The 17,354-nt window shown below is 70.9% G+C and carries 18 protein-coding genes; 1 reads left to right on the top strand and 17 read right to left on the bottom strand.

The genetic code is table 11. From position 1 onward, the window contains the following. Positions 1–5: 5 nt before the first annotated feature. Positions 6–989, bottom strand: a complete 984-nt coding sequence (locus tag IH50_RS0127340) for an aspartate carbamoyltransferase catalytic subunit (protein ID WP_030867753.1) — start codon at positions 987–989, stop codon at positions 6–8. A 103-nt stretch (positions 990–1,092) separates the two neighbouring features. Next, positions 1,093–1,659, bottom strand: coding sequence for a bifunctional pyr operon transcriptional regulator/uracil phosphoribosyltransferase PyrR (pyrR, locus tag IH50_RS0127335; protein WP_030867749.1), 567 nt, complete (start codon positions 1,657–1,659; stop codon positions 1,093–1,095). 264 nt (positions 1,660–1,923) lie between these two features. Between pyrR and bldD the strand changes: the two genes are divergently transcribed. Next, a complete protein-coding gene (gene bldD / locus IH50_RS0127330; RefSeq protein ID WP_018570201.1) occupies positions 1,924–2,427 on the top strand; it encodes a transcriptional regulator BldD in 504 nt (167 codons plus the stop codon). A 206-nt stretch (positions 2,428–2,633) separates the two neighbouring features. On the opposite strand, the gene nusB is transcribed toward bldD, so the two are convergent. The 15 genes from nusB to rpsD form a co-directional block, all read right to left on the bottom strand. Beyond that, the gene (gene nusB, locus IH50_RS0127325) at positions 2,634–3,065 is read right to left on the bottom strand and encodes a transcription antitermination factor NusB (protein WP_030867746.1); all 432 of its coding nucleotides are present in this window, start codon (positions 3,063–3,065) and stop codon (positions 2,634–2,636) included. Between the two features lie 2 nt (positions 3,066–3,067). Beyond that, positions 3,068–3,634: an elongation factor P gene (efp, locus tag IH50_RS0127320; RefSeq protein WP_006131211.1), complete on the bottom strand. Its 567-nt coding sequence runs from the start codon at positions 3,632–3,634 to the stop codon at positions 3,068–3,070. A 70-nt stretch (positions 3,635–3,704) separates the two neighbouring features. Continuing rightward, positions 3,705–4,811: an aminopeptidase P family protein gene (locus IH50_RS0127315; protein WP_030867743.1), complete on the bottom strand. Its 1,107-nt coding sequence runs from the start codon at positions 4,809–4,811 to the stop codon at positions 3,705–3,707. Positions 4,812–5,333: 522 nt separating this feature from the next. Next, positions 5,334–6,221 carry an AAA family ATPase gene (locus tag IH50_RS0127310; protein WP_420709123.1) on the bottom strand — a complete coding sequence of 296 codons (888 nt, stop codon included), beginning with the start codon at positions 6,219–6,221 and terminating at the stop codon, positions 5,334–5,336. Further along, on the bottom strand, positions 6,148–7,239 hold the full coding sequence (gene aroB / locus IH50_RS0127305) for a 3-dehydroquinate synthase (RefSeq protein WP_030867738.1): 1,092 nt from the start codon (positions 7,237–7,239) through the stop codon (positions 6,148–6,150). The genes IH50_RS0127310 and aroB overlap by 74 nt, the downstream gene beginning before the upstream one ends. Next, positions 7,236–7,751, bottom strand: coding sequence for a shikimate kinase (locus IH50_RS0127300; RefSeq protein ID WP_030867735.1), 516 nt, complete (start codon positions 7,749–7,751; stop codon positions 7,236–7,238). Before IH50_RS0127300 ends, aroB begins: the two co-directional genes overlap by 4 nt. Beyond that, on the bottom strand, positions 7,748–8,932 hold the full coding sequence (gene aroC / locus IH50_RS0127295) for a chorismate synthase (protein WP_030867733.1): 1,185 nt from the start codon (positions 8,930–8,932) through the stop codon (positions 7,748–7,750). The genes IH50_RS0127300 and aroC overlap by 4 nt, the downstream gene beginning before the upstream one ends. Positions 8,933–9,115: 183 nt before the next feature. Then, on the bottom strand, positions 9,116–9,547 hold the full coding sequence (locus IH50_RS0127290) for a hypothetical protein (protein WP_030867730.1): 432 nt from the start codon (positions 9,545–9,547) through the stop codon (positions 9,116–9,118). A gap of 53 nt (positions 9,548–9,600) precedes the next feature. Then, positions 9,601–10,428: a shikimate dehydrogenase gene (locus tag IH50_RS0127285; protein ID WP_030867727.1), complete on the bottom strand. Its 828-nt coding sequence runs from the start codon at positions 10,426–10,428 to the stop codon at positions 9,601–9,603. Next, positions 10,428–12,179: an endolytic transglycosylase MltG gene (mltG, locus tag IH50_RS0127280; RefSeq protein WP_037872946.1), complete on the bottom strand. Its 1,752-nt coding sequence runs from the start codon at positions 12,177–12,179 to the stop codon at positions 10,428–10,430. Before mltG ends, IH50_RS0127285 begins: the two co-directional genes overlap by 1 nt. A gap of 127 nt (positions 12,180–12,306) precedes the next feature. Further along, positions 12,307–12,771: a Holliday junction resolvase RuvX gene (gene ruvX, locus IH50_RS0127275; RefSeq protein ID WP_051767467.1), complete on the bottom strand. Its 465-nt coding sequence runs from the start codon at positions 12,769–12,771 to the stop codon at positions 12,307–12,309. A 35-nt stretch (positions 12,772–12,806) separates the two neighbouring features. Next, positions 12,807–15,476 (bottom strand): alanine--tRNA ligase, encoded by a 2,670-nt coding sequence (gene alaS, locus IH50_RS0127270; RefSeq protein ID WP_030867718.1) that lies wholly within the window; start codon positions 15,474–15,476, stop codon positions 12,807–12,809. Further along, a complete protein-coding gene (locus IH50_RS0127265) occupies positions 15,476–15,844 on the bottom strand; it encodes a hypothetical protein (RefSeq protein ID WP_030867716.1) in 369 nt (122 codons plus the stop codon). Before IH50_RS0127265 ends, alaS begins: the two co-directional genes overlap by 1 nt. Before the next feature lie 7 nt (positions 15,845–15,851). Next, positions 15,852–16,304, bottom strand: coding sequence for a DUF948 domain-containing protein (locus IH50_RS0127260; RefSeq protein ID WP_107062153.1), 453 nt, complete (start codon positions 16,302–16,304; stop codon positions 15,852–15,854). A 189-nt stretch (positions 16,305–16,493) separates the two neighbouring features. After that, positions 16,494–17,108, bottom strand: a complete 615-nt coding sequence (gene rpsD / locus IH50_RS0127255) for a 30S ribosomal protein S4 (RefSeq protein WP_030867712.1) — start codon at positions 17,106–17,108, stop codon at positions 16,494–16,496. Positions 17,109–17,354: the final 246 nt, after the last annotated feature.

The raw sequence follows: 17,354 nt of genomic DNA, 5'->3' as shown, positions 1-17,354 counted from the left end.
CGTTCTTACTTCTCCTCGGTGGTGGTACGGGCGGGGGCGACGGCGGGTTCGTTGCCGCCCAGCAGCAGGTAGAGGACGGCCATCCGGATGGACACGCCGTTGGTGACCTGCTCGATCACGGTGCAGCGGTCGGAGTCGGCGACGTCGGCGGTGATCTCCATGCCGCGGACCATCGGGCCGGGGTGCATCACGATGGCGTGCTCGGGCATCCGCGCCATGCGGTCGCCGTCGAGGCCGTAGCGGCGCGAGTACTCCCGCTCGGTGGGGAAGAACGCGGCGTTCATCCGCTCGCGCTGGACGCGCAGCATCATCACCGCGTCGGACTTGGTCAGCGTCGAGTCGAGGTCGTACGACACCTCGCAGGGCCAGGTGTCGACGCCGACCGGGAGCAGGGTCGGCGGGGCGACGAGGGTGACCTCGGCGCCGAGCGTGTGCAGCAGGTCGACGTTGGAGCGGGCGACCCTGCTGTGCAGGACGTCGCCGACGATCGTGATGCGCCGTCCTGAGAGGTCCTGACCGAGTCCGGCGTCCCGGCCGACCAGCCGGCGCCGCATGGTGAAGGCGTCCAGCAGGGCCTGGGTGGGGTGCTGGTGGGTGCCGTCGCCCGCGTTGATGACGGCGGCGTCGATCCAGCCGGAGGTGGCGAGGCGGTACGGGGCCCCGGAGGCGCCGTGCCGGATGACCACGGCGTCGACGCCCATGGCCTCCAGGGTCTGGGCGGTGTCCTTCAGGGACTCGCCCTTGGAGACGCTGGAGCCCTTGGCGGTGAAGTTGATGACGTCCGCGGAGAGCCGCTTCTCGGCGGCCTCGAAGGAGATCCGGGTGCGGGTGGAGTCCTCGAAGAAGAGGTTGACCACGGTCCGGCCGCGCAGGGTCGGGAGTTTCTTGATCGGCCGGTCGGCGACCCGGGCCATCTCCTCGGCGGTGTCGAGGATCAGGACGGCGTCGTCGCGGGTGAGGTCGGCGGCCGAGATGAGATGGCGCTGCATCTGTCAGGCTCCGTAAGGCAGTTCAATGAGGCGAAATCGGGCAGACGGGTACGCGCGTGGGCGTGCCGGGCCGGCGCACGCGGTCGGCGTGCGCTCCGCGGTGCTACTGGGCGGTCCGCTTGGCGCCGAGCAGCACGGTGTCGCGACCGTCCTCCTCGGCGAGCAGGACCTTGACCGTCTCCCGCAGCGACGTGGGGAGGTTCTTGCCGACGTAGTCGGCGCGGATGGGCAGTTCGCGGTGGCCGCGGTCGACGAGGACGGCGAGCTGCACCGCGCGGGGGCGCCCGATGTCGTTCAGCGCGTCGAGGGCGGCGCGGATGGTGCGGCCGGAGAAGAGCACGTCGTCGACGAGGACGACCAGCTTGCCGTCGATGCCGTCACCGGGGATCTCGGTGCGGGCCAGCGCACGCGGCGGGTGCATGCGCAGGTCGTCGCGGTACATGGTGATGTCCAGCGAGCCGACCGGGACCTTGCGCTCGGTGATCTGCTCGAGCTTGGCGGCGAGCCGCTGGGCGAGGAAGACGCCTCGGGTCGGGATGCCGAGGAGCACCACGTCGTCGGCGCCCTTGGCGCGTTCGACGATCTCGTGGGCGATGCGGGTCAGTACCCGCGCGATGTCGGGGCCTTCGAGAACGGGCCTCGCATCGGACTGCGTGTTCTGCGTGTCCATGTGAAACGGACCTCCTTCTCCGCCTCACGGGACGGACTTTAAAGGACGTCGGATTGCGTCGCTCAGGCTATCAGGTCGGGATCCGCGCGGAGCGACACCCCCGATCACCCCAATGGCGTAGCCGATCTTCGCTACCACGGAAGAGTCGGTGTGGACCATTCGGCTTGACGCACGAGAGTAACGCTGCGTAACCTCACAGTGAGTTACCAGCCGCGCGGCATGGAAACCAGCCAGAGTCGCGTCGACACAGTGCCGGGGAGCTATATGTCCAGCGAATACGCCAAACAGCTCGGGGCCAAGCTCCGGGCGATCCGCACCCAGCAGGGCCTTTCCCTCCACGGTGTCGAGGAGAAGTCCCAGGGCCGCTGGAAGGCGGTCGTGGTCGGTTCGTACGAGCGCGGCGACCGCGCCGTGACCGTGCAGCGCCTCGCGGAGCTGGCGGACTTCTACGGCGTCCCGGTGCAGGAGCTGCTGCCGGGTACGACCCCGGGCGGCGCCGCCGAGCCGCCGCCGAAGCTGGTCCTGGACCTGGAGCGGCTGGCCACGGTGCCGGCCGAGAAGGCGGGCCCGCTGCAGCGCTACGCGGCGACGATCCAGTCGCAGCGCGGCGACTACAACGGCAAGGTGCTCTCGATCCGCCAGGACGACCTGCGCACCCTCGCCGTCATCTACGACCAGTCGCCCTCGGTCCTCACCGAGCAGCTGATCAGCTGGGGCGTCCTGGACGCGGACGCGCGCCGCGCGGTGGCCTCCCACGAGGAGGCGTAACCGCTCCGCGGGGACGCAGAAACGTGCCGCCGGGGTGGCCGGAACCATGAGGGTTCCGGCCACCCCGGCGGCCTTTTGCGGGTCCTGTCGTACGCCGTGAGGGCAGCACCCCAAGGGGCGCGGGGAACTGCGCGACAAGCCACGGTCGGCCGGCAGCCGCCGGACATCGCCGCGCCTCCTACGGCGCATGGGCACGAGAACGCCGGCTACGCCTCGCGGCGAAGCGACGGCTTCAGCTCCTTGAGCCGGCCCAGAAGCCCGTTCACGAAGGAAGGCGACTCGTCCGTCGAGAATTCTTTCGCCAGCTGCACCATCTCGTCGAGGACGACCGCGTCCGGGGTCTCGTCGACCCAGATCAGCTCGTACGCGCCGAGACGCAGGATGCTGCGGTCGACGACCGGCATCCGGTCGATCGTCCAGCCGACCGAGTACTGGGAGATCAGCTCGTCGATGCGCTGCGCGTGCTCCGCGTAGCCCTCGACGAGCTGCATCGTGTACTCGCTCACTGGCGGCTGCCGGGTGTCGGACCGGGCGTGCCGGACCCAGTCGGCGAGGACGGTCAGGACCTCGGCGCCGCGCTGGTCACCCTCGAAGATGATCTGGAAGGCGCGTTTGCGGGCCGTGTTGCGGGCAGCCACGGTTAGCTGTTCACCCGGCCGAGGTAGTCGCTGGTGCGGGTGTCGACCTTGATCTTCTCACCGGTGGTGATGAAGAGCGGGACCTGGATCTGGTGACCGGTCTCCAGCGTGGCCGGCTTGGTGCCGCCGGTGGAGCGGTCGCCCTGGACGCCCGGCTCGGTCTCCTGGATCGTCAGCTCGACGGCGGCCGGGAGCTCGACGAAGAGCACCTCGCCCTCGTGCTGCGCGACGGTGGCGGTGAAGCCCTCGACGAGGAAGTTGGCGGCGTCGCCGACGGCCTTGCGGTCGACCATGAGCTGGTCGTAGGTCTCCATGTCCATGAAGACGAAGTAGTCGCCGTCCATGTAGGAGAACTGCATGTCGCGCTTGTCGACGGTGGCCGTTTCGACCTTGACGCCGGCGTTGAAGGTCTTGTCGACGACCTTGCCGGAGAGCACGTTCTTGAGCTTGGTGCGCACGAAGGCCGGGCCCTTGCCGGGCTTGACGTGCTGGAACTCGACGACGGACCAGAGCTGGCCGCCTTCGAGCTTGAGCACCATGCCGTTCTTGAGGTCGTTCGTGGAAGCCACGGTTGCGGAATCTCCTGGACTGGACTGACGTGGACGACGGCCGGGGCCTGCGCCCGCGCCCAGCGTGGGGCTAGAGCGCGAGCAGCTCCTTGGTCGTGATGGTGAGTAGCTCGGGTCCGCCGTCCGCCTCGGGGCGCACGACGAGCGTGTCATCGATCCGGACCCCGCCCCGGCCCGGGAGGTGGACCCCCGGTTCGACGGTGACCGGCACACAAGCGTCCAGTTTACCCATGGCCGCGGGGGTCAATTGAGGGTCCTCGTCGATTTCGAGTCCGACGCCGTGGCCGGTGAGCGCGGGGAGGGCCTCGGCGTACCCGGCGGAGTCCAGTACCTGGCGGGCGGCCCGGTCCACGTCGCGGCAGGCCGCGCCGGGAACGAGGGACTCGCGTCCGGCCCTCTGGGCGGAGAAGACGAGGTCGTAGAGCTCGATCTGCCAGTCCGCGGGGGCCGTGCCGATGACGAACGTACGGCCGATCTCGCAGCGGTAGCCGCGGTAGGTGGCGCCGAGGCAGACGGAGAGGAAGTCGCCCTCCTCGACGCGGCGGTCGGTGGGACGGTGTCCGGGGCGGCCGGCGTTCGGGCCGGTGGCGACGGAGGTGGGGAAGGCGGGGCCGTCGGCGCCGTGGTCGACGAGGCGGCGTTCGAGTTCGAGGGCGAGGTGGCGTTCGGTGCGGCCGACGAGGATGGACTCCAGGAGTTCGCCGAGGGCCTGGTCGGCGATCTCCGCGCCGATGCGGAGGCAGGAGATCTCTTCCTCGTCCTTGACGACGCGGAGCTGTTCGACGGCGCAGCCGATGCCGGCGAGGCGGAGGCGGGGGGCGGCGTCGCGGATCGCACGGTGGCGGGTCACGGTGAGGTGGTGTTCCTCGACGGCGAGGGAGTCGATGTCCTGGCCGGCGGCGAGGCCGGCGGCGACGACGGCGGCGTCGCCGCCGATGCCGGGGACGACGTGGACGCGCAGGGATTCGTCGGGATGGCTCTGGGGGGAGCGGTCGTCGGGCGGGGCGGCGCAGACCAGTAGGTCCTCGGTCCTGCCCAGCAGCAGCACGGCGCCTTCGGGGGCGGCGCCTGCGAGGTAGCGCACGTTTGCGGGCCGGGACACCAGCGCCGCCGCGCTGCCGCCCGCGTTGCAGCATTCCCGTAGCCGGGTACGGCGGACCGCGTAGACCTCTGACATTCTTCGAGCGTAGGAGTGGTGGCTGGATGTCGCCGGTCGGGCGGGGCCGAGTGGGGGTGCGGCGGGGGCGCGTGCGGTCGCGTCGTGGGGTCGGGGGTGTGGGGGTGCGGCTCGCCCGCCGCAGTCGCGCCCCTCCGGTGCCGCCACAGTGAACCGGGCGGGGACCAGGTAAGCGGCGGGCTCCGCCGCACCCCCACACCCCGCTCCGGTCCGTCGGCGTCTGCGGCACGACCCGGCAACAGCAATACCCAGCCGCGGGCAGTCGTGCCTCCCCAGAGCCAGAAAGGGCCTGGGAGGTACCCCCCAGGGCGGCACGGGTGGGCGATGGGGGTGTCCCCCCGCTCAAGCGGAGTCGGGAGTGGGGGAGGCACCCCGCGGGCGCGGCTCGCCACACCCCGCCCCCGGGCACCACCGACTGGCGAGCAGTCGTGCCCGGTTGCGGGCAGTCCAGCCGTGCGTCCGGTACCTCTGGCCCTCAGGGCGGCTGCTGCGGCAAAGGGGGCGGCTACAGGAACTCCGTGTTCACCACTGCGGAGGGCTCGCTATCGCGCGGGTCAGGACGTCGTCCAGGACGCGGGCCGTTTCCGGTATGTCCAGCTGGGAGTTGTCGATGATGGGGAGTCCCGAGCCGTACCAGCCGGCCATCCGGCCGTGGATACGGGCGACTTCCTCGTCGGTGAGCCGGCGGTTGCCGGAGCGTTCCGCGTTGCGCTCGAGGACGATGTCCAGGCCGGGGAGGAGGACCACGGGGAGCAGGCCGGGGCCCACGTGCCGCTTCCAGCCGCCGAGGCCGACGACCGGGCGGTCGGGGAAGACCGCGTCGTCGAGGATGCACGAGATCCCGTTGGCGAGGAAGTTGCGGGCGGCGAAGCCGCAGGTGCGGCGGGCCAGGCGGTACTGCGCCTCGGAGTGGTCGTTCCACCCGGACTGCGGGTCGGCGAAACCGGAGCGGACCCACTCGCGTACGTCGTCGAGGCTGATGTGGGCGGTCGGCACCCGGCGGTGGTCCGCCCAGTACTTGGCCACGCTCGTCTTGCCTGCGCCCGCGGGACCTATGAGCAGTACGGCGATGATCGTGCCGGCCGGGTCGGGCGCCGTGGGGGCCTGCGGCGGGCTGGGCATGGCGACCGGGCCGCCGGGCGGCAGCGGTACATGGCCGGTGGTGTCCGGCGGCGGGGGCATCGAGGCGTGCCGCGGGCCCGCGGGGGGCGGACCTGCGGGGGGCGGGGTGGGGCGCGATGGGGCGCTGACAGCGGGGGTGACCCGCGTGCTACCGAACGGTACCGCCCCCTGCCGTCGTTGTGTGAACGGCCGGGGGCGGGGATGAGTGCCCGGGCTACTCCCCGACCTCGCCGTACGCGGCGAGGAGGACGGCCGGGTCCGGGCCTTCGAACACCGTGGGCTTGGCAAGGCCGTCGAGGACGATGAAGCGCAGCAGGTCGCCGCGGGACTTCTTGTCGACCTTCATGTTCTCCAGCAGCTTGGGCCACTGGTCGTAGCGGTAGTGCAGGGGGAGCCCCACCGACTCGAGGACCGTGCGGTGGCGGTCCGCGGTGGCGTCGTCCAGGCGGCCCGCGAGGCGGCCCAGTTCGGCGGCGAAGTGCATGCCGACGGAGACCGCCGCGCCGTGGCGCCACTTGTAGCGCTCGTTCTTCTCGATGGCGTGGCCGAGGGTGTGGCCGTAGTTCAGGATCTCGCGGAGGCCTGATTCCTTGAGGTCGGACGAGACGACCTCGGCCTTGACCCGGATCGAACGCTCGATCAGTTCCGCGGTGTGCGGGCCGGACGGGGTACGGGCGGCCTGGGGGTCGGACTCGATGAGGTCCAGGATCACCGGGTCGGCGATGAAGCCGGCCTTGATGACCTCGGCGAGCCCGGAGACGTAGTCGTTGACCGGGAGGGAGTCCAGGGCGGCCAGGTCGCACAGGACACCGGCGGGCGGGTGGAAGGCTCCGACGAGGTTCTTGCCCTCGGCGGTGTTGATGCCGGTCTTGCCGCCCACGGCCGCGTCCACCATGGCGAGCACGGTGGTGGGGATCGCGATCCAGCGGACTCCGCGCAGCCAGGTCGCGGCGACGAAGCCGGCCAGGTCGGTGGTGGCGCCGCCACCCACGCCGACGATGACGTCGGTGCGGGTGAAGCCGGACTGGCCCAGCGCCTTCCAGCAGTAGGCGGCGACCTCGGCGGTCTTGGCCTCCTCCGCGTTGGGCACCTGGATGGCGACCGCCTCGTAGCCCTGCTCGGCCAGGTCCGCGCGGAGCGCGTCGCCGGTCTCGGCGAGGGCTTCGGGGTGCACGATCGCGACGCGCTTGGCCTTCGAGCCGATCAGTCCGCCCAGCTCACCGAGGAGCTGACGGCCCACCAGGACCTCGTAGGGGTCGGTGCCCGCCGTGCCGCCGATGGCGATCCGCGTCACTGCCTCGCTCATGCTTCCTTCAACTCCAGTGCGTTCAGGGCGGCTTCCGCGACCTCTTCGGGGGTGCGGCCGTCCGTGGGTACGACGGCCGTGGCGACCTCCTCGTACAGGTGGCGCCGCGCCTCCATCAGCTCGCGCCACTGCTTGCGCGGGTTGACCGCGAGGAGTGGGCGGGCGACGTTGAGGCCGGTGCGCTTGACGGCCTCCTCCACGTCCATCGAGAGGTAGACGACGCGCTGTCCGGCGAGCAGGGCGCGCGTCTCCGGGTCGAGGATCGCGCCGCCGCCGAGCGCCAGGACGCCGTCGTGCTCGGTGAGCGCCGTGCGCACCGCGCGCTTCTCGACGGCACGGAAGGCGGGCTCGCCCTCGTCGACGAAGATGTCGGCGATGGTGCGGCCCTCGGCGGTGACGATGTCGTCGTCGGTGTCGCGGTAGGCGACGCCCAGCCGCTCGGCGAGCAGCCCGCCCACGGTGGACTTGCCCACGCCCATCGGGCCGACCAGCACGATGACCGGTGAGTTCATCGGATGGCCAGGTTCTCGAGGTACGACGTCACGTTGCGGCGGGTCTCGGTGACGCTGTCGCCGCCGAACTTCTCCGCGACCGCGTCCGCGAGGACCAGGGCCACCATCGCCTCGGCGACGATGCCGGCGGCCGGCACGGCGGAGACGTCTGACCGCTGGTGGTGGGCCTGGGCGGCTTCCCCGGTGGTGACGTCCACGGTCTGCAGGGCGCGCGGCACGGTCGCGATCGGCTTCATCGCCGCCCGCACCCGCAGCAGCTCGCCCGTGGTGAGGCCGCCCTCGGTGCCGCCGGAGCGGCCGGAGACGCGCCGGATGCCGTCGGGGGTGTTCACGATCTCGTCGTGCGCCTTCGAACCCGGCACCCGGGCGAGCTCGAAACCGTCGCCGATCTCGACGCCCTTGATCGCCTGGATGCCCATGAGGGCGCCGGCGAGACGGGCGTCCAGCTTGCGGTCCCAGTGCACGTGCGAGCCCAGGCCCACGGGGACGCCGTAGGCGAGGATCTCCACCACGCCGCCGAGGGTGTCGCCGTCCTTGTGGGCCTGGTCGATCTCCGCGACCATCGCCTTCGACGCGTCCGCGTCCAGGCAGCGCACGGGGTCGGCGTCCAGCCTCTCGACGTCCGCGGGGGTGGGGTACACGCCGTGCGGGGCCTTGGCGGAGGCCAGTTCCACGACATGGCTGACGATCTCGATGCCGGCCGTCTCCTTGAGGTACGACCGGGCCACCGCGCCCAGCGCCACGCGGGCGGCCGTCTCACGGGCGGAGGCGCGCTCCAGGATCGGCCGGGCCTCGTCGAAGCCGTACTTCTGCATGCCCGCCAGGTCGGCGTGGCCAGGGCGGGGGCGGGTCAGCGGGGCGTTGCGCGCCAGGCCGGCCAGCACCTCCGGGTCGACCGGGTCGGCCGCCATGACCTGCTCCCACTTCGGCCACTCGGTGTTGCCCACCATGACCGCGACCGGGGAACCGAGGGTCAGACCGTGCCGGACGCCACCGAGGAAGGTGACCTCGTCGCGCTCGAACTTCATCCGGGCGCCGCGACCGTAGCCCAGCCGCCGCCTCGCGAGGTGGTCCGCCACCATGTCCGTGGTGACCGGTACGCCGGCGGGAAGGCCCTCCAGCGTCGCCACGAGTGCGGGACCGTGCGACTCCCCCGCGGTCAGCCAGCGCAACCTGCTCAACGGTGCTCCTCAATGCTCGCGCCCCGGTACTGCCCTGCGTACACGTGTCCTCGTGCACGGCTGCGGCGTGACGGGGTGCGCGGCCCCGGTCCGCCACCTCCGATCCTCCCACGTCCGGGCCGGGTGTCCGGCCGCCGGTCCATCAGGCGGACGGGCGGGAGCACGGGCCGGGCGGCGGAGGGATCAGGCCTGGCCGTCACCCCGACGGGGCTGGGGCGCGTAGGCGCCGAGGAAGTCGGCCCCGCTCGGCTGCGGAGCACGGGCACCCTGGTGGCCGGCGTCGCCGCCCTGCTGCCGCGGCGCGTACGGGCCGAGATAGTCGGCGCCGCTCGGCTGCTGGACGGCCTGCGGCGCGGGCCGGTTCTGCTGCGGCGCGTACTGGCCCAGGTGGTCCGCGCCGCTGCCCTGGCCGTACTGGGCCGCCGCGTGGATCGGCCGGCCGTCGCGGACGGCACGGCGGTACGCGATCTTGCGCTTGATCTTGACGACCCAGGACGCGACGACGGCGAGCACGATCAGGGCCAGCACCGTGATCTGCACCCAGTCGGGCAGGAAACCCAGCACGGACTCGAATATCTGGGACTTCACCGACGCCAGCGGCATACCTGCGGACATGGAACGCGTTCCCCTCCCCTGTGCTCCGCCCCCTGCGGAACCGAGGGTGGATCCTAGCGGGCCGCGAGCGCCCGCTCGCCCGCTTTTCGCATGGCCTCCAGCGGGGCCGGTGAGCGCCCCGTCATCTGCTCCACCTGGAGCACCGCCTGGTGCACCAGCAGGTCCAGCCCGCTGACCACGGCACCCCCGTACGCCGACCAGCGAGCGGCGAGGACGGTCGGCCACGGGTCGTAGAGCACGTCGAAGAGGGCCGTGGGGCGTTCCGGGACGGCCTCGGCGAGGGTGTCCGTGACGCCGGCCGGAGTGGTGCTGACGACCAGCGGGGCGTGCAGGGCCTGCTCCGCGTCGTCCCAGGCGGCGATGCGGACCGTGACGCCGAGCCGCTCGGCCCACTGCCGCATCTCCGTCGCGCGGGTCTCGCTGCGGACGTACACGGTGACCTCGCCCGAGCAGATCCGGGCCAGCGCGGCAAGGGCGGAGGAGGCGGTGGCGCCCGCGCCGATGACGGCGGCGGACTCCACCTTGTCGATGCCGTGCTCGCGCAGGGCGGCGATCATTCCGGGGATGTCGGTGTTGTCGCCGGTCCGGCGGCCGTCCGGCGTGAGGACGACCGTGTTGACCGCCTCGACCGAGGCCGCGGTCTCGCTGACCGAGTCGAGCAGCGGGATCACCGCCCGCTTCAGCGGCATGGTCAGCGACAGCCCCGCCCACTCGGTGCCGAGCGTGTCGAAGAAGCCGGGCAGGGACTTCTCGTCGACTTCGAAGCGGTCGTACGTCCAGCCCTCCAGGCCCAGCTCGGCGTAGGCGGCGCGGTGCAGCACCGGGGAGAGGGAGTGGGCGATCGGGGAGCCGAGTACGGCGGCCCTGCGGGCGGCGGGCATCAGTTCTTCCTCGACGCGTTGAACTTCTCGACGAGCTTCTCGTGCTCGGCGATGGTCTTGGCGAACTCGGTCTCGTGCATGCCGTCCGTGGCGACGAAGTACATCCAGCCGTCGCTCGTCGGGTTCAGCGCGGCCTGCAGCGCCTCCTCGCCCGGGTTGCCGATCGGGCCGGGCGGCAGGCCCGCGTTGGTGTACGTGTTGTACGGGTCGGGGTTGCTGTTGATCTCCGACTCGGAGATGTCGATCTCGCTCTGGCCCAAGAGATAGTTGAAGGTCGAGTCGAACTGGAGTTTCCGGTTCGTCTCGGTGTTGGTGGTCTTCAGCCGGTTGTAGATGACCTCGGACATCTTGCGGAAGTCGTCGTGGGTCTTGCCCTCCGCCTGGACCAAGCTCGCGACCGTCACCAGCTCCCACGGCCCTTCGAGACCGAGGCTCTCGGCCTTCCCCTCGAAGTTCAGCTCCTCGTACTTCTCGGTGGCACGAGCCACCATCTGTTTCAGCACGTCCTCGGGCTTCTGCCCCTTGGCGACGGCGTAGCTGGACGGATAGAGGAAGCCTTCGAGCGGGTCCTTGACGTCCTCGTGGTTCACGGCCCAGTCGGGCAGGCCGAGGGTCTTCCACTTGGTCTCGGCGACCTTGGCCGTGGTGCCCTCGTCCACCTTGAGACGCTTGTCGATCAGCTCGTAGATGGCGATGTTGCGCTTGCCCTCGGCGATGATCAGGTTGTCGCGGCTCTTGGGGCTGAGCATCAGTTCGACCGCGCTCGCGGCCGACATCTCCTTCTCCAGCGTGTAGACGCCGTCCTGGATGGTCTTGCCCTCCGGGTTGGCCGCCTGGGCCGCGACGAAGGCGTCGACGCTCTTGACCACGCCCATCTTCTTGAGCTCCTGGCCGATGGCGTATCCGCCGGCGCCCTTGGGGATCGTGACGGTCACCTGCTCGCCGTTGCCGGCCCCCGCGAAGTCCGGGGCGCTGCCGAAACGATCCTGGTAGAACTGGTAGCCGAAGTATCCGACACCGGCGATGCCGCCGCCGAAGACCACGACCACGACGAGACAGGCCAGGCCACTGCGTCGCTTCTTCTCCTTGCCGCCCCGGCCCCGGCGCTCGCCGCGCCCGCTCCGGTCGTCCGGCTCGCCGTCGGGGCCGTCATCGTTGTCGCCGGGGGCGTCGTCGTCGCCACCGCCCGCGAAGAAGGCGTGTTCGCCCTGGTCGGGGCCCGGGTCCCAGTCGGTCTCCGGCTCGGGTTCGGCACGGCGGCGGCCGGGCGGTTCGGGCGGCGGGTAGGCGTCGGGGGTGCCGTAGTGATCGGGCTGTTCCCCGCCCCCGCCGTACGTCCCGGCCTGCTGCGCGTACGGGTCCGCCGGGCCGGCCGCGTAGGGGTCCTGCGGGTAGGAACCCGTGGGCCAGCCGTTCTGGTCGTACTGCGGCTGTTGCTGCTGCTGAGGATCGTACTGCTGCTGGTCGTACTGCGGCTGCTGCTGAGGATCGTACTGCTGCTGGTCGTACTGCGGCTGTTGCTGCTGGTCGTACTGCGGGTACTGCTGCCCGCCGTACCCGTGCTGCTCACCGGTGCCCCAGTCGCCGTACTGCTGCTGCGCCTGCGGCTGCTGCGGATACTGCTGTGGCTGGCCGCCGTAGGGGGACTGCTGACCCTGCTGGGTCTGCTGTCCGCCCCATCCGCCGTCCCCGTACAACGGGTCGTCCGGATGCCACGGTTCGGAGCCCTGGCCCCGGCCATACTCAGTCATCGATCCCCTAGAGCCGCGAGGCGGTGGTCGCCCGGCCACCTGAAGACCACGGCTCCCGTACCGCCTCTCTCTGTGCGGCGGCTGTTCGAACACCGTCCGCATGGCGCGGAACGTTACCGTATCGCGATCAGATGACCACTTCGACGCCCTCACCGGGTGGTCTGCCTGACACCCGTTCGGATTCAAGCGCCTGCTGAAGGATGATCACAGCGGCCGCCTGGTCGATGACGGAACGTCCCTTCCTGGACTTCACGCCCGAGGCGCGCAGTCCCTGACTCGCCGTCACCGTCGTCATGCGTTCGTCGACGAGTCGTACCGGAACGGGAATGATCATACGGGCCAGCTCCTGCGCGAACCCCCTGACCTTGGCCGCGGCCGGGCCCTCGCCCCCCTTGAGGGAGCGGGGGAGACCGACGACGACCTCGATCGGCTCGTACTCCTCGACGAGCTGCCGCAGCCTGCGGTGGGCGGCGGGGACGTCCCGGCCGGGGACGGTCTCGACCGGCGTGGCGAGGATCCCGTCGGGGTCGCACGAGGCGACCCCGATACGGGCGTCCCCGACGTCGATCGCGAGACGGCGGCCCCGGCGCATCGCCGGGCCGTCCGTCTGCTCGTTCACCGGGTCGTTCACTTGGCGGTGTCCGCCACGAGCCGCTCGACGGCGTCGACGGCCTCGCCGACGGCGGCCGGGTTCTGGCCGCCGCCCTGGGCGACGTCCGGCTTGCCGCCACCGCCGCCGCCGAGGGTCTTGGCGGCGGTGCGGACCAGGTCACCGGCCTTGAGGCCGCGCTCGCGGGCGGCCTCGTTGGTGGCGATGACCGTCAGCGGCTTGCCGTTGTTCACGGTGAACAGGGCGACGACGGCGGCCCGGCCGCCCTGGATGCGGCCCCGCACGTCGAGGACCAGCTTGCGCAGGTCGTCCGGCGTGGTGCCGTCGGGGACCTGGCCGGTGACCAGGGCGACGCCACGGACGTCCTTGGCGGACTCGGCGAGACCGGCGGCGGCCTGGAGGACCTTCTCGGCGCGGAACTTCTCGATCTCCTTCTCGGCGTCCTTCAGCTTGCCGAGCATGGCGGAGACCTTCTCCGGAAGCTCCTCCGGGCGGCCCTTGATCAGCTCCTGGAGCTGGGCGACGACCGTGTGCTCCCGGGCGAGGAAGTTGTAGGCGTCCACGCCGACCAGGGCCTCGATACGGCGCACACCCGAGCCGATGGACGACTCGCCGAGCAGCTTGACCAGGCCGAGCTGGGAGGTGTTGTGCACGTGGGTGCCGCCGCACAGCTCCTTGGAGAAGTCGCCGATGGTGACCACGCGCACGCGCTCGCCGTACTTCTCGCCGAACTCGGCGATGGCGCCCTGCTTCTTGGCCTCGTCGATGCCCATGACGTCGGCGCGGACGTCGAGGTCGCGGGCGAGCACCTCGTTGATCTTCTGCTCGACGTCGGTCATCACGGCCGTCGGTACGGCGGACGGGGAGCCGAAGTCGAAGCGGAAGCGGCCGGGCTGGTTCTCGGAGCCGGCCTGCGCGGCCGTCGGGCCGAGGGCGTCGCGCAGGGCCTGGTGGGTGAGGTGGGTGGCCGAGTGGGCGCGGGCGATGGCCGTGCGGCGGCGGCCGTCGATGGAGGCGTGGGCCTTGGCGCCGACGGTGACCTCGCCGACCTGGACGACGCCCTTGTGGACGTAGACGCCCGGGACCGGCTTCTGGCAGTCGCGGATCTCGACGACGGCACCGGTGTCGACCTTGATGCGGCCGGTGTCGCCGATCTGGCCGCCGCCCTCGGCGTAGAACGGGGTGCGGTCGAGGACGATCTCGACCTCGTCGCCCTCGGTGGCGGCCGGCGAGGAGACGCCGTCGACGAGGATGCCGACGACCGTGGACTCGCCCTCGGTGTCGGTGTAGCCGATGAAGTCGGTGGCACCGGCGCGGTCGGCGATCTCGCGGTAGGCGCCCATGTCGGCGTGGCCGGTCTTCTTGGCCTGGGCGTCGGCCTTGGCGCGCTCCCGCTGCTCCTTCATCAGGCGCCGGAATCCCTCCTCGTCCACGGAGAGCCCCTGCTCGGCGGCCATCTCCAGGGTGAGGTCGATCGGGAAGCCCCAGGTGTCGTGGAGCAGGAAGGCCTTGTCGCCGGCGAGGACCGTGCCGCCGGCGGCCTTGGTGTCGCTGACGGCGGTGTCGAGGATGTTGGTGCCGGCCTTCAGTGTCTTGAGGAAGGCGTTCTCCTCGGCGAGGGCGACCTTCTCGATCCGCTCGCGGTCGGTGATGAGCTCGGGGTACTGCTGCCCCATCATCCCGATCACGACGTCGACGAGGTCCTTGACGACCGGACCGGTGGCGCCGAGCAGGCGCATGTTGCGGATGGCGCGGCGCATGATGCGGCGCAGCACGTAGCCGCGGCCCTCGTTGCCGGGGGTGACACCGTCGCCGATGAGCATCACGGAGGTGCGCATGTGGTCGGTGACCACGCGGAGCGAGACGTCGGAGGCGTGGGCGTCGCCGTAGGCCACGCCGGTCAGCTCGGTGGCCTTGTTGATGACGGCCATGGAGGTGTCGATCTCGTACATGTTCTGCACGCCCTGCAGAATCATGGCGAGCCGCTCCAGGCCGAGGCCCGTGTCGATGTTCTGGCTCGGCAGGTCACCGAGGATCGGGTAGTCCTTGCCCGGGCCCTCGCCCCGCTCGTACTGCATGAAGACGAGGTTCCAGATCTCCACGTACCGCTCGTCGTTGACGGCGGGGCCGCCCTCGGCACCGAACTCGGGGCCGCGGTCGTAGTTGATCTCGGAGCAGGGGCCGCAGGGGCCAGGGACGCCCATGTCCCAGTAGTTGTCCTTCTTGCCCAGGCGCTGGATGCGCTCGGACGGGACACCCACGACGTCGTGCCAGATCCGCTCGGCCTCGTCGTCGTCCTGGTAGACGGTGATCCACAGGCGCTCGGGGTCGAGGCCGTAACCGCCCTCGTCCTGGGAGCTGGTGAGCAGCTCCCAGGCGTACTTGATGGCGCCTTCCTTGAAGTAGTCACCGAAGGAGAAGTTGCCGCACATCTGGAAGAACGTGCCGTGGCGGGTGGTCTTGCCGACCTCTTCGATGTCGGGGGTGCGCACGCACTTCTGCACGCTGGTGGCGCGGTCGAAGGGCGGCTTGACCTCGCCGAGGAAGTAGGGCTTGAAGGGCACCATGCCGGCCGGGACGAGCAGCAGAGTCGGGTCGTCCGCGATGAGCGACGCCGACGGGACGACGGTGTGCCCGCGCTCCTCGAAGAAGCTCAGCCAGCGGCGGCGGATCTCGGCCGACTCCATCAGTGGTCCTCATTCCGGTTGTACGGGTACGTCGGATACGTCGGGTGCGTCGGGCCCTCGACGTACTTGGGGGTGGTGCGGTTCTCGATGACGGCGTAGCCGCGGGGGGCGGGGAGTTCGCGGTCGACGGGGGCGGCCAGGCCGAGCGCGTCGCCCAGTTCGGCCTCGCGCCGGGCCATGTTGTCGCGGACCTCGAGCGCGAAGTCGACCGCGCGGTCCTTGAGCCGGCCGCCGGCCTCGATCGCCTTGTTCGCCGCGCTGACGGCGAGGTGCTCGGGCGTCAACTGCTTGATCTTGCGGTTGACCTTGGTGGTGGCCCACACGCCGGCGGCGACGCCGGTGGTGAACCAGAACGTTCGGCGGAACATCGCTGGGTCAGTCCCTCTTTCCCCGGGTCCGCTTGTCACGCCGCGCGCCCGGGACGGTGCGGCCCACGATCACGTCGCGCCTCGGCTCCCTGGCCGGGGTCTCGTCCTTGCGGCCGCTGACGGCGCGGCGCACTCCGTAGCCGAAGGCGGCGACCTTGACCAGGGGGCCGCCGAAGGTGGAGGCCACGGTGGTCGACAACGCGGAGGCGTTGGAGGTGACCTCCTGGACGTCGGAGGCGATCGCGTCGACCCGTTCGAGCTGGGTCTGCGCGGAACGCACCGCCGCCGAGGCGTCCGCCAGCAGGGGGACGGCCTGGTCGGTCACGTCCGCCACCAGCCTGGTGGTCGCCCGGAGCGTCTGGGCCAGCCTCGCCAGCGCGACGGCGAGGAAGGAGACCAGGATCGCCCAGAACACGGCCACCAGGATTCCGGCCACCTCGCCACCGGACACTGTGTGCACCCGCTCCCTTGAAACGCGCCTGAACATCGAGAAAGTCGTGGGTCGAGCCTATCGCGCCGGTGACGGGACTCCGTACCGGATTACCGTCCGCCACCGCCGGAGTCGCGGGAGGCGACGACGAACCCGCCGCCTCGCCCGCCCGAAGGGGCGGGGAGACGGCGGGTTCGGGATACCGCGCGCCTGCTGGGGTCAGCGGGCGTAGTACTCGACGACGAGCTGCTCGTCGCAGATCACCGGGATCTCCTTGCGGTTCGGCTCACGGTCCAGGCGGAACGCCAGGGACTTGAGGTTCACCTGGAGGTAGCGCGGGGTCTCACCATCGGGGGCGAAGCCGCCTTCACGGGCGATCGTGAAGAGGGTCTTCTCCTTGGAACGGTCGCGGACCTGCACCACGTCGTCCGGGCGGACACGGAAGGAGGGCTTGTCGACCTTCTTGCCGTTGACCTGGATGTGGCCGTGGACGACCATCTGGCGGGCCTGGTAGATCGTGCGGGCGATGCCCGAACGCAGGACCAGCGCGTCGAGACGGCGCTCGAGCTCGATGATCAGGGCCTCACCGGTCTTGCCCTGCACCTTGGAGGCACGCTCGTAGGCGCGGACGAGCTGACGCTCGGAGATGTCGTACTGCGCGCGCAGACGCTGCTTCTCCAGCAGACGGACCTTGTAGTCCGAGTTCTGCTTGCGGCCGCGGCCGTGCTCACCCGGCGGGTAGGGACGGGCCTCGAAGTACTTGACGGCCTTCGGGGTCAGCGCGATGCCGAGGGCACGCGACTTCTTGACCTTGGGGCGGGACTGGTTCGCCACTTCTCTTCCTTTTCCTTTTCGGCTGCCTCAGGGTTACGGGAGGTCGCATCCGCAGCCGGGGAATTCCCATCGGGCCCGCGAGGGGCCTGGTGGGCAGCCGCTCCCCTGGACTGGGCACATACGTGCAGCACACGAACGGCCCACCGACCGGTCCCGGGACTGACGGGGGTGGTGGGCTGCCCGCGACACCTACGACGGTGCGCGACGCTCCTGGATCGAAGATCCGGCTGGGTGTCCCGCCTGAGG

Source organism: Streptomyces sp. NRRL S-37, from assembly GCF_000721605.1.
Taxonomy (GTDB): Bacteria; Actinomycetota; Actinomycetes; order Streptomycetales; family Streptomycetaceae; genus Streptomyces.
Note: the sequence above shows the minus strand (reverse complement) of the source record. Positions and strands in the feature narration are given on the sequence as shown.